10 protein-coding genes, 1 tRNA gene and 1 other RNA gene are annotated in these 12,668 nt (G+C 61.6%); 3 read left to right on the top strand and 9 right to left on the bottom strand.

The annotated features are described in order from the left end of the window. On the top strand, positions 1 to 3,466 hold a 3,466-nt coding region (locus HYT87_20215), incomplete at its 5' end, for a hypothetical protein (protein ID MBI2062044.1). A 330-nt stretch (positions 3,467 to 3,796) separates the two neighbouring features. Here HYT87_20215 and HYT87_20210 read toward each other — a convergent pair. Continuing rightward, entirely contained in the window at positions 3,797 to 5,005 is a 1,209-nt protein-coding gene (locus HYT87_20210; GenBank protein ID MBI2062043.1) for a hypothetical protein, read from the bottom strand. Positions 5,006 to 5,175: 170 nt separating this feature from the next. Between HYT87_20210 and ssrA the strand changes: the two genes are divergently transcribed. After that, positions 5,176 to 5,525: a transfer-messenger RNA gene (gene ssrA / locus HYT87_20205) on the top strand. A 196-nt stretch (positions 5,526 to 5,721) separates the two neighbouring features. Here the strand turns inward: ssrA and HYT87_20200 are convergent. From HYT87_20200 to HYT87_20165, 8 genes are all read right to left on the bottom strand, one after another. Beyond that, a complete protein-coding gene (locus HYT87_20200) occupies positions 5,722 to 6,801 on the bottom strand; it encodes an N-acetyl-gamma-glutamyl-phosphate reductase (protein MBI2062042.1) in 1,080 nt (359 codons plus the stop codon). A gap of 39 nt (positions 6,802 to 6,840) precedes the next feature. After that, a complete protein-coding gene (rpsI, locus tag HYT87_20195) occupies positions 6,841 to 7,278 on the bottom strand; it encodes a 30S ribosomal protein S9 (protein MBI2062041.1) in 438 nt (145 codons plus the stop codon). Further along, the gene (gene rplM, locus HYT87_20190) at positions 7,278 to 7,682 is read right to left on the bottom strand and encodes a 50S ribosomal protein L13 (GenBank protein MBI2062040.1); all 405 of its coding nucleotides are present in this window, start codon (positions 7,680 to 7,682) and stop codon (positions 7,278 to 7,280) included. The genes rpsI and rplM overlap by 1 nt, the downstream gene beginning before the upstream one ends. Next, complete coding sequence (locus tag HYT87_20185) at positions 7,679 to 8,101, bottom strand: hypothetical protein (GenBank protein MBI2062039.1); 423 nt, start codon at positions 8,099 to 8,101, stop codon at positions 7,679 to 7,681. The genes rplM and HYT87_20185 overlap by 4 nt, the downstream gene beginning before the upstream one ends. A gap of 124 nt (positions 8,102 to 8,225) precedes the next feature. After that, positions 8,226 to 8,302: transfer RNA gene (locus HYT87_20180), tRNA-Asp, on the bottom strand. Positions 8,303 to 8,386: 84 nt separating this feature from the next. Next, positions 8,387 to 9,370, bottom strand: coding sequence for a nucleoside hydrolase (locus HYT87_20175; GenBank protein ID MBI2062038.1), 984 nt, complete (start codon positions 9,368 to 9,370; stop codon positions 8,387 to 8,389). Further along, positions 9,360 to 11,312, bottom strand: a complete 1,953-nt coding sequence (locus HYT87_20170) for a DEAD/DEAH box helicase (GenBank protein ID MBI2062037.1) — start codon at positions 11,310 to 11,312, stop codon at positions 9,360 to 9,362. The genes HYT87_20175 and HYT87_20170 overlap by 11 nt, the downstream gene beginning before the upstream one ends. Before the next feature lie 63 nt (positions 11,313 to 11,375). Next, positions 11,376 to 12,191 carry an acyl-ACP desaturase gene (locus HYT87_20165; GenBank protein ID MBI2062036.1) on the bottom strand — a complete coding sequence of 272 codons (816 nt, stop codon included), beginning with the start codon at positions 12,189 to 12,191 and terminating at the stop codon, positions 11,376 to 11,378. Between the two features lie 159 nt (positions 12,192 to 12,350). On the opposite strand from HYT87_20165, the gene HYT87_20160 reads away from it, so the two are divergent. After that, positions 12,351 to 12,668 (top strand): hypothetical protein (locus tag HYT87_20160; protein ID MBI2062035.1); only part of this gene is annotated, 318 nt, incomplete at its 3' end.

The raw sequence follows: 12,668 nt of genomic DNA, 5'->3' as shown, positions 1-12,668 counted from the left end.
CGCCCCTCCCCTCACGCTCACCAGCGTCGAGGGCGATACGGCCTCAACGTACTACGACACGGTAAACGACTCCAACACGGACATCGTCCTCACCTCCACCGATACCCCCTCCGGCACCACCGCCTGCCGCTGGTACACAACCGACTCAGGCTACGACGCGGGCACCGGCACCGCCTGCGCAAGCGCCACCTCGTGCTCTTTCACCGGTGTGGACACCGAAGGCACCACCTACAACCGCTACATTGCCTGCGTGGACGCCGCGGGGAACGGGAACGACGCGGCGAACAACTTGGACATCTCATGGACGAACGACTACACCGCCCCGCCGCTCACGCTTACCAATGTGGAGGGCGATACGGCGTCCACGTATTACGACACGGTAAACGATTCGAACACGGATATCGTCCTCGCCTCCACGGATGCCGTCTCCGGCACCACCGGCTGCCGATGGTACACATCCGACTCGGCCTACAACGCAGGGACCGGCACCGCCTGCGCCTCAAGCACATCCTGCTCGTTCACCGGGGCGGCCACGGAGGGGAGCACGTACACATATTCCATCGCCTGCGTAGACGCCGCCGGGAACGGGAACGACGCGGCGAACAACTTGGACATCTCATGGACGAACGACTACACCGCCCCGCCGCTCACCCTCACCAGCGTCGAGGGGGACAACGCAACGACGTATTACGACACAACAAACGATTCGAATACGGACATCGTCCTCACCTCCACGGATGCCGTCTCCGGCACCACCGGCTGCCGATGGTACACCACCGACTCCGCCTACAACTCGGGGACCGGCACCGCCTGCGCGAGCGCAACCGCCTGCCAGTTCACCGATGCGCTCAACGCGGATACCGCTTACACCCGATACATCGCCTGCGTGGATGCCGCCGGGAACGGAAACTCAACGGCGAACAATCTGGACATCACGTGGACGAACGACTGGACTGCGCCGACGTTCGCCGGCCTCACAAGCGCCACGGCCACTTCCGAAACCAACGTAAACCTCGCTTGGTCAGCCGGTTCGGACACGGTGACGGCCACTGGAAACATCGTCTACCAGATCTGCCGTGAGGCGCCTCAAGCGGACTGCCAAGGAAGTTTTAACGCCACGTTCACAACCTCCGCCGGGGCCGTCAACTACGGCGACGGCTCGCTCACGTTCGGCAACCAAGTGTACTACGTCGTCCGCGCCCGCGACGAAGCCGGCAACGTGGACACCAACACCGTCGAAAAATACGCCCGCACATGGTCCACCACCGGTGTTGCGAAAGCCATCTCGGGTCACATCGGCAAGTCCGCCTGTGCGCTCATGGTGGACGGCACGGTCAAGTGCTGGGGACGCAATGCGGAGGGCCAGATCGGGGATGGTACCACGGTGAACAAATCAGCCCCCGTGGCCGTCTCCTCGCTTACCAACGCGGTGTCCGTCACCGGCGGCTATATGCATACCTGTGCGCTCCTTTCGGATGGGACCGTCGAATGTTGGGGACGCAACCTGGAAGGTCAGTTGGGCAACGGCACCACCGCGACGCTCACGTCAACCCCCGTGGGGGTCTCCAGTCTCTCGAGCGTCTTGGCCGTGACGGGAGGGGGCTCCTACCAGACCTGCGCCCTCATCTCGGACGGATCGGTCAAGTGCTGGGGGATCAATAGCTATGGCCAGTTGGGGGACGGCACCACCGCGAACAAGACTACGCCCGTGGCCGTTACCAGCCTGACGGGTGCCATTGCAGTGGCTTCCGGCGGCGACGTTGCCTGTTCGCTGGTGTCGGATGGGTCAGTGAAATGCTGGGGGCGCAATCTCAGTGGGGAGATCGGCGACGGGACAACGCTGCAGAAGACGACCCCCGTGGCCGTATCGTCTCTCTCGAACGCGGTGGCAGTGGCAGCCGGCAGCGGCCACATGTGCGCTCTCATGTCCGACGGGACCGTCAAGTGCTGGGGAGGCAACGCCTACGGGAGGCTTGGGGATGGGACGACCGTTGACAAGTGGACGCCCGTCGCCGTTTCCACCCTCACAAATGCCGCAACTGTTTCCCCGGGCGGTTTCGACACCTGCTCGCTCCTTTCGGATGGGACCGTCAAATGCTGGGGCATGAACTACTGGTCGGCAACTAGTTTTGGCCAATTGGGAGATGGGACGACCGTTGACAAGTGGACGCCCGTGGCGGTTTCCACCCTCACAAATGCCGTTGCCATCTCGACCGCGGAGTTCCATGTTTGCGCACTCCTGTCGAATGGGACGGTGAACTGCTGGGGGGCTGGCCCCCAGGGCGAGCTTGGAGATGGGACAACGGTGAGCAAGACTACGCCCGTGGCCGTCTCGTTTGCCGTGGGTCCGATGGGCGTAAGGAATCCCAATCTCCACGAATCCACCGCCTCCGGCGCCCCCGCCCGCCCCTTCCGCGAAGGCCTCACCAACCACCTCGGTCTTCACACCTGTTCCCTCCTTTCCGACGGCACGGTAAAATGCTGGGGGTACAATCTCTACGGTCAGCTTGGGGACGGGACGACGGCCGACAAGTTGACGCCTGTCTCGGTGGCGTCTCTTTCTTCCGCCATCGGGATCGCGGGGGGCCAATATCACACCTGTTCCCTTCTTTCCGACGGCACGGTGAAATGCTGGGGGTGGAATGGCAACGGTCAGCTTGGGAACGGGACGACGGCGGACAAGTCGACCCCCGTGGCCGTGTCGACGCTCAGCGGTGCTGTCGCCGTGGCGGGGGGCACCACCCACACCTGTTCCCTTCTTTCCGACGGCACGGTGAAATGCTGGGGGTACAATGGCAACGGTCAGGTTGGGGACGGGACGACGGTGCAAAAGACGACGCCGGTAGCCGTGTCGACGCTCAGCGGTGCTGTCGCCGTCTCGGGGGGCAACGTTCACACCTGTTCCCTTCTTTCCGACGGCACGGTGAAATGCTGGGGGTACAATCCCTACGGTCAGCTTGGGGACGGGACGACGGCGAACAAATCGACCCCCGTGGCCGTGTCGACGCTCAGCGGTGTTGTCGCCATCGCGGCGGGCAACAGTCACACCTGTTCCCTTCGTTCCGACGGCACGGTGAAATGCTGGGGGTACAATCCCTTCGGTCAGCTTGGGGACGGGACGACGGTGAACAAATCGACCCCCGTCGCTGTGTCGACGCTCAGCGGTGCTGTCGCCGTGGCGGGGGGCGTCAATCACACCTGTTCCCTTCTTTCCGACGGCACGGTGAAATGCTGGGGGAGCAATGGCAACGGTCAGCTTGGGGACGGGACGACCGTGAACAAGTCGACGCCTGTCCCGGTGGCGTCCCTTTCTGCCGCCAGCGGGATCGCGGGGGGCAACGTTCACACCTGTTCCCTCCAATCCGATGGCATGGTGAAATGCTGGGGCTCCGGTCAGTACGGCCAACTCGGCGACGGCACGACGGTCAATCGGTTGACCCCCGTCCCGGTTACGAACCTGCCCTGAACCTGCGATCAGACGAGACTTCGTAGGGGCGACTTCGTAGGAGGAGACTTCGTAGGGGCGACTTCGTAGGGGAGCAGCTTTAGCTGCTCCCTCTTCTTGGGATAACCTACCGGTCCTCCTGGGCCGGCCCTCGCGCCGGGCGCGTAATGGAAAAGGGGACATTCCACTTTCCCGGCCAACTCGGCGACGGGTCAACGGTGAACAAATCCACCCCGGTGCCCGTCATCAATCTCGCATAACAGGGCATCCCCCGTCCCTCCCAAATCTTACACTGGGGAGGGGGGAAGCCTCCTCCCCCTCTTCCGCTCTGGAAACCGTTCGGGCTGTGAGCTAGCGGCGAGACCAACGCAAGCCGATCGACCATGCCGGGTTCCCATCCTTCCCGACAACCGGCGCCACGACTGGCTGGACAGCCGATAAGCAACCGAGGAGCGGCGTTTCAGGCGGAATCGGATCCACTCCTGCGGCCAAGGCATACGCGAGAGCAAGCCCTCCCGCCGCGCCAATCGTGAGACCCCGCCACGCCGCGGGCTCGTCGCTCTCGGTAGAGAGCAATAGCCCCAGCACACCTCCGCCGTAGCCCGCCCACGTGGCAATGCGAATCCGCTCCAATGACGGCTCCGTACCTCGGGCAGCCAAGACTCCCAAGGTGATCCCTCCGTACAATCCGGCCAGCCCGGCTGCCGAAACCGCCCGCGCGGACGGCTCATCGTATTCCTCATAGCGGCAATCGCGGCACGTCTCCCCGCCGAAACCCATCATGCCCGTCATTCCCAGGATCATTCCCCAAAAGCCGGCATCTCTTACCAACTGCGCATCTCCCGGGTCCGGATCGAACCGGTAGGCCGAATAGAGCGCCATCGGCACGGAAGCCGTTCCCGAAAGCGCCACGATGAGGGACGTATTCTCGGCAGAAAGGCCGTTTCGCCCAAGATTCGACGCCAAAAGCGCGGTCGTAGGCACGTAAGACGTGATGCCTAAAACAAGCGGCAGGTCTCCTCGGCCGGGATTCCCCTCGTGAAGATAGAGCAGTGAACCCAGTGTATACACCAGTGCGCCAAACACCACAGGCCCCATAGGGGGGGAATCATCCGATCCCCCCGCAATGGAATAGGAGAATCCCAAGGACGCCCCGTACGTGAACGCGGTCACCCCGAAATCAATCTTCTCCCAGGTGGAGAGTCGAACCCGCTCCCTGGTGAGCAACGAATACGGTTCGCGACGGAAGATGACGATTTTCTTCCGATCGTTCTCCGCGATCGCCGCGCCCTCCCCTTCTTCTCCCTCAAGTTTGGCCTTCAGCTCCGCCTCGATCGCCGCAAGGATGGAAAGCGCCCTCACCGCGGCTGCCGCCTCGCGCGTGTCCCCATGCTCTCGCAAGATCCGTTCGTAGAGATCCTTGGCCACCTCAAGGTTGCCCACCTCGACGGCCTTGTCCGCCATTGACAGCAAAGCCGCCGCGTTGCTCTCCTGCGCCTCCTGCGCGCCCGCGACCTTGTCCGTAACAAGGATCGCTGTGGCCGTAAGCAGACAGGCCAACGGACGCGCTATGGAATGCCGAAACATACCCTCCCAGCCACTCTACCAGAGGGCCTCGTTCATTGACAGTACTCTCCTCGACGTCTTCACCTTCCGCCCCTTCTTCCTCACGACTGCGCTGCTCGCAACTCACTACTCACGCCTCACGATTCACGGTATACTATCCGGATGGGGGCGTATGGTTTCGACGCGGATACAACAGGAAAGATGGCGTGCCCTAACTCTCTCCGGGTAAGTGGGGGAGAACCAACAAACGCCGAAACAACGGCACTCCCTCTCGCGGCTTAGTTAGCTGCTGAGGCGTCCGCCCAGGTCGCTCCTGCCGGCTTGGAACGGGCGTTACAATGCGGGATAGGTCGGCGTCGCGGACTCAGGGCGACGATCGAGATAATACTGGGACCTAGTCCCGCCGCACCCTGTCGGTGGGGGACGGCGGGACAAAATAAAACACCGAACACGCACGTAGGCGTCCTTCCCCGCGTATCCTCGGACCCGGGTTCGACTCCCGGCGCCTCCATACACGGATGTATGGTCCTTGCGCAAGTGTCGAGTGGCCACGATGGCCCGAGGTTGTAGCGCAAGGGCCACACGGATGTATGGTCCTTGCGCAAGTGTCGAGTGGCCACGATGGCCCGAGATGTATGGTATCTTGCCTAAGAGTGTGGATTAGGCCATACGCATCAGGCATAAATGGCGGGAAGGGCGCAGCAGAATTCCTACAGCAGGCCGGTCGTTTCGTCGAGGCCGCACATGAGGTTCATGTTTTGCACGGCCTGCCCGGAAGCGCCCTTGATCAGGTTGTCCAAGGCCGAGAAAATCAGAAGACGCCCGGAGCTGCGGTCCTCGATGACGCCGAGGTCGCAGAAATTCGTGCCTTGGACGTCAAGAACATTGGGAGAGGTCGTTTCCAGGACTCGAAGACGGATGAACGGGCTATGGCGATAGGCCTTCTCCAAGACTTCGGTGGCCGCGGCGGCGCCGGACTTCGAGGCGGATCGCGCGGAAATAGTCGCCAATATGCCGCGCGTGAGGGGCAACAAGTGGGGAATGAAAGACAAATGCACGCTCTTGCCCAAGGCCGCTTCGAGCTCCTGCTCAATTTCCGGTCGGTGCCGATGGGTCACGGGATTGTAGGCATGGAATCCTTCGTTGACCGCGACGAAACTCTTGTCGTCCCCCGTTCGCCGGCCTGCCCCCGAAACGCCGGAAGCGGCGAACACGGTGATCCCGTCCCCCTCGATCACGCCGGCCTCCAATAGAGGCGCGAGGGCCAGGATGGCCGACGTCGCATAGCACCCCGGATTGGCCACGAGCGACGCCTGGACGATTCGGGGGCGATGCAGCTCACACAGCCCGTAGACCGCTTTCCGCACCAATTCGGGGGACGAGTGGTTCCCGTAGAATTTACGAAAGAGCGCCAAATCGCGTATCCGGAAATCCGCGCCCAGATCAATGACCTTCTTTCCCGCTGCCAGAAGCTGTGGAGCCATCTGCATCGCCTGCCCGTTCGGAAGGGCCAAAAAGAAAACGTCCGCGCGGGAAGTCTGTTGTAGCAAATCGAGGTGTTCCAGACGCAGGTCCGTTCGCCCCCGCAGAACGGGATGGCTCTCCGAAACCGACTTGCCGGCGTCCTGCTCGGATGTGGCCAGCGTCACTTCGGCCTTCGGGTGGGCCAGAAGGATTCGAAGCAGCTCAAAGCCCGTGAAGCCCGCCGCCCCGCAAACCGCCACGCGGATCTTCGGGCAGACGGGGGACGCCTTGGGGCGAGTGCGCGGCGCCGTCTTACCGCGAGGCATGAGAGGAATCCGTCAGGACAGCGAGGAAGGAAACCCGGCTTACCGCTTCGTCCACTGGAAGCCGCGCCGGGCCTTGTGCCGACCGTATTTCTTGCGCTCGACCATCCGGGGATCGCGCGTGAGGAGTCCCGCCCTTTTCAGGGGGACGTGGAAATCATCGCTGATTTGGGTCAAAGCGCGCGCAATCCCATGACGGATGGCCTGCGCTTGGGCCGAGGTTCCCCCACCACGGACATTCACTTTCACGTCGTACAGGTTTTCAGTCTTGGTCACCTTGAAGGGGATGTGCACAATCGACTTGTACGCGGCCGGTGTGCCGAAATAGCGCTCGAACGGTTTCTTGTTGACCTGGATCTCTCCCTTGCCTGGGATGAGGTAAACCCGCGCAACCGCGGTCTTGCGCTTGCCAACGGCGTGAACGGACCCTCCCGGCGCCGGCTCAGCGCGCTCTGGAACCGCCGCTTCCGTCTGCTCCATCAGAGCGCCAAAGGCTTGGGCTGCTGGGCCGAATGCGGATGGCTCGGGCCGGCGTAAACCTTGAGGTGGGACATCATGACCTTGCGAAGCTTGTTCTTGGGCAGCATGCCGGACACCGCCTCCAGAAGGATCCTTTCAGGATGACGCTTTCTCATCGTCTCCGCGTTGACCGCCTTGTACCCACGCGGATAGCCCGAGTGGTGCCGGTATTCCTTGGCATTCCACTTGTCGCCCGTGAATCGCACCTTCTCGGCATTGACGATCACGACATGGTCGCCTTCCACGAGATGGGGAGAAAACGTGGCCTTGTGTTTGCCGCGCAAGATTTGGGCGACGCGAGAAGCCAGCCGTCCAACGACCTTCCCATCGGCGTCGACCAAGTGCCAAGCGGTTTCGTCCTTCATGACCGCGGAAGTGTAGGGAAGGACGGGTCAAAAGTCAACAACGTGGCCGCGGTGGACCCGGAATTCCGTCCGCCCAAAAGATAGATCTTGCCGCCTGCTGCAGATGCCGTCGCCCAGGATCTCTCTTGGAGGAGAGAGGCAATGGCCGACCAAGTGTTGGTTGCTTGGTTGTAAACCGATGCCGAGCTTATCGTTAACCCGGCGACAAAACCATCCAGCGCATAGATCTTTCCGTCCAACGCGGCAACCGCCACTTGCGGGTTGTTTCCTGGCAGCGATGCTTTTGCCGACCACGCGTTCGTTCCGGGGTCGTACTCCTCGTTCGTGGTGAGCGCCGTGGGAGACAATAGGTCGCCACCAAGGGCATACGGCTTGCCGTTCAATTCTGTTACCGCCAGTCCCTTTCGGGCGGTTGGCATGGGAGCTTTTGTAGCCCGCGCCGGGTAACTGAAGAGCCCAGTTTTTCTCCGGTCGTCCCCACACCGGCCCCACACGGGTCAACCGGCCCTTTTGCAGATTGGGCGCAAGTGCCCACAATCACCGCGGGGACGACGGGATTTGAACCCGCGATCTTCGCCTTGACAGGGCGACGTGTTAAAACCAGGCTGCACTACGTCCCCAGGATTCGCCAGTCGTGAGCCGCAAGCCGGGAGCAGTGTAGGGAACTCGTCGCAATAGTCAACTGCGACCGGGAGGCGGTCCCGTCAACGCAACCGCTCTCGATATCTCTTCCGCGCCTCCTCGGCGCGAATGTTCTGCCATATCCGCACGGGAGCGCGGCTGGAATCGGGAACGATCCAGACCCGCCCCTTCGGGAGATTGTAGAGGGGAGTTCCCTCCACATCCACACGAAGACCCCGCTCCTCCACGCTCTGGGCTAGATCCGGTTCCAAGACCACCGCAAGTCCGGCCATGTCCGAGGGATAGAACCCCTTGATGCCGAACACGAGCGATTGCGCCGCGATCCAGGGTTCGATCTTGAGTGCCAGATACGCGGACATCTCCGTGCCGAGGCCACGCAGATAGTCCAAATCATCGTATCGGAACGGGGCGCCGAACGTGACGCTGTCCGGGCCGAGATTGACCCCCTCTCCTTCGGCCAGCACGAGGTCGGCCGCATCCGGATCACCCGCCGTGTTGAAATCGATCATGAACGGGAATCTCTGAGGATCAAGGAAGCCACCGAGGTAGTAGAAACTTCGGACTCGCCGAAACAGATCGGGATCTTCCCGGAGCGCCGTGGCGATATTCGTCACGGGTCCCGAGGCAACCAAGACCACTTCTCCGGGATTCTCCCGCGCGGTGCGGACAATGAATTCCGACGCCTCGGTCGAGCGGCCCAAGTCCTGTGGACTTTCCGCGCCGCGGAGAACCGGGATCTCTTTCCGGCCCATCTTGTTCAGCAGCTCGTGCGATGACTCCACCGCGTAATCCACCCAGGTATTTCCGAAGACCGTGGTCACTCCCAGCAGCTTCACGCCAGGGGAGTTGACCGCGTAGACGATCTCGAGGCCCCCGTCGATCTCCCCGAAGCCCGTCCCGAAGCCACCCAGGAAATACGACCCGTTCGCCTGGGCCGACTCGCCGATGGAGACATCGTCGTCGATGATCAGAAGGACCTGCGGCGTCTGCTTCCCGCAGGAAGCCAGCACCGCCAAGCACAGGAGAATGGAAGTCCTACATCGCACGGCTGGGGCCAGGTGCAGCGCCGGCAAGCTCTCCTGCAATGGGTGCAGCCTCCATTCCCGCCAGGAGCTCGGCCTTGGGATCGACGACGCCGCGGGAAATTCTGGAGATGGCGTGGCCCATCCGCTCGCGCAATTCGGAATCGTCGCACGCCTCCTTGAGATCGCGGAGGATTTGCACCGTCAGCCGGAAAACCCGCACCAAGTCGCCCGGATCCCTCTCGGATTTCAACGCCGCCGTCTGAAAATCACCCGTGTTCATCCAGGTGTACAAGGCGGGGCCCATGCCGAAATCCAGCAGTCGCACCGGCGGAAAAATCCGGAGCGAGTATTCCAGTCGGCGCAGATCGTCCGCAATTCCCCACACGTTTTTGAACTCCTTCCGGAACGGCACGCCCGGAGGCAATCGGAACCGGGTCATGTCCTGGTCGCCCTCGTACGCAATGCTGCATGCCAGCACCGCAATCTCCTCTCCCGAAATCCGCTTCAGATTCCCCTGATGAAAAGCCTCCGACAGCGTCATCTCGAATCCGTAAAGACGTGAGGCAAATTCCCCTTTTCGGGTAACGATCCCCCCTTTGATATAGCCCAGCGTTTCGAGCAGCCGCAGCCGCTGTTTCACCTCGCGCTCCGCAAACCCAACATCCCGTTTGTGGGTTCCATCGTAGTGTAGGAACGAACTTTGAAGGATCTCGAAAATGCGGTCACCCAACGTTTCGTAAAGGTGCAGGATTGTTCCGTAGGACAGTTTGAACCGGCTTTGGACCGGCTCCGGCTCTCCATCCACCAAATGGGCAAGCACATCCCGGCTGAGAGCGGCGGCCTCGGGAGGGAGAACGACGTACCCTTTCTCGTCCAGTCCCCTCCTGCCGGCCCGGCCGGACATCTGCTGGAATTCCCTGACCCGGAGCAAATGATCCATCTTGAAAACCGTTCTGAAAATGACCGTTCTCGCAGGCATATGCACCCCCATTGCGAATGTTTCAGTTGCGAAAAGCATCCGCACCCGGCCCGTCGAGAAAAGCCTTTCCACCACTTCTTTTTCCGCGGGAAGCAATCCGGCGTGGTGATAGGCGGTCCCCCTCGCCAGTGCCACTTTCATCCCCATGTTCTCCGGGAGGCCGAAGCGATGACACAGCGCCTTGTATTCATCGAGCAACTCATGCGCCACGCCGGCGCCGAGATCCGGCATCCGCCTTGAGGTGGCCAGATATTCCACATCCCTCCTGCTGAAACAGAAAAACAGTCCGGGCAGACGATCCATTTCTTCGAGGTCCAGGATGAGGCGTCCCTCCCAGAATTTTCCGCGTCTACCGAACCGGACCATGTGCCGTCCGACTTTGTTGATCGGCATGAGGCCGACCGAAGGCACGAAGACCGACGGTTCGAGTGGAATCGGCCGCGTCGATTCACGGACGACGTGGATGGGCCGCTCGGGCCGGACCGCCTTCAGCCACTTGCCGATGTCTTCCAGATTCGAAACAGTGGCGCTCAGACAGACCAGGCGAATGGACGCGGGGGCGAGGATGAGACACTCCTCCCACACCGTGCCGCGGTCGCGGTCGTCCATGTAATGAATCTCATCCATGACGAGCCAGCCGACGTTTTCCAGAAGATCGGTCGATTCGAGCAGCGCGTTGCGAAAAATCTCGGTGGTCATGATGATGATCTCCGCCTGGGGATGGATGGCCACGTCGCCGGTGACAATCCCCACGCGATGCCCCCACAAGGCGGAGAACTCGCGGAACTTCTGATTGCTGAGCGCCTTCACGGGGGCGGTGTACACGGCCCGCTTGCCCTCCAGGAGGGCCTGCTCAAGCGCATACTGCGCAATCAAAGTCTTTCCCGAACCGGTAGGCGCGGCGACGAGGACGGACGCCCCCTGCTGCATGTGCCGGATCGCCTCCTCCTGGAATCGATCGAGCGTGAAATTGCGATACAACACGGGCCTATTGTACTTCCAATTGTCGTACCCGCGCATGCGGGAACGTAAAATGACTGTTGCCCTTCAGGCCGGACCGAGAGCGGTGGTGTAGCGGTCGAGGATGTTGAGCGAATCGAGGCCGGGAAGCTTGTTGATGATGGAGTCGATGTGCCGGATCGCGGATTTCCCGAATTCACCCTCCATGATGAACCGATGAATCCAGCGAACTTCCGCGTCGGGCTTGACGCCCTGCCCCACGGGCGACCAGAAATGCGTGAGGACCCATCGAGTGAGCCGCTGCGCCCGGGGATCAGACAAGTGTTTTCGGGCCATGTGGTAGTAGAAGCTGAAATGCCGGGACTCATCCATGATGATTCGGCGGGTAATTTCCGTGAGAATCGGGTTGTTGGCGCGTCGTCCGAGCCCCTGATACCCCATCAGGGTCGAAATCTCCTGCGAAGCCCCCCAACTCAGATACAACGCCGGAAAATGGCGGTTGTACTTCGCCAACAACTTGGCTCCAAAGGCTTCGAACCGCTCCCGCCACGTGACCGTCCGCCGGACCTCGGCGAGGCGCTCTCGCGCGACCTCGATGCCGTACTGTTTCAGGAACGTCTCCAATGCGCGACCGTGGAACATCTCCTCATACCCCCAACAGGAAAGAAACACGGCGATCTCCGGATCGTTGGCCGCCCCCGCCGCTAAGAGATCACGGAGATAGTTGATCGTCTGGTATTCGATGTCCATGAAATAGGTGACCGCGCGGACAACCTCCGGGGTGATGGGATACTCCCGACTTTGCTCCCACTGAATGCCCTCCAAATCCAACGGCCGCGAGGATTCAACATACCGCTCGATTGAAAATCCTCCCGCGGGCCTATCCGAAGCGTCGATCTCCATGGCTGGTAATTTTTACACATGGAGATCGTGCTTGTCCAGGATTCAATTCCATCGAGCCTTTCCCGATTGACCCACTGCGGCATCGAGAGTACGGTCATTTCGATGGCATCCCATCATGTCAAGGTGCCTCAAACGGCGTCAGGAGATCGGAGGATGCTCATGAACGCAAGTGTCACACGTTTTGCAGCCGCGGGCTTGGTTGCCTCCTTCTTCTTCACCCCTGCGTGTACGTCGAAAAAGGATTCGCTGTCGGGTGATCCCGTTATCTTGGAGGTGGCGGTCCCGCTCAGCGCTTCTCAGGCGGCGGCGCTCAACGGGCTGGCATCGGATGATCCCGACGCGCTCGCAGGCGACACGCGCGGAGTCGCGGACCTTGAGATCGACGGCGAGGGCGTTCGAGGTGGTGCGGCCGATGGCGTCCGAGGGGGTGCCGCTAATGGGGTTCGTGCCGGTACGACCGAAGGGGTTCGGGGTGGA

Source organism: Nitrospirota bacterium, assembly GCA_016180645.1.
Lineage (GTDB): Bacteria > JACPQY01 > JACPQY01 > JACPQY01 > JACPQY01 > JACPAV01.
The sequence above is the reverse complement of the archived record's forward strand: the minus strand, read 5'-3'. Positions and strand labels throughout refer to the sequence as shown.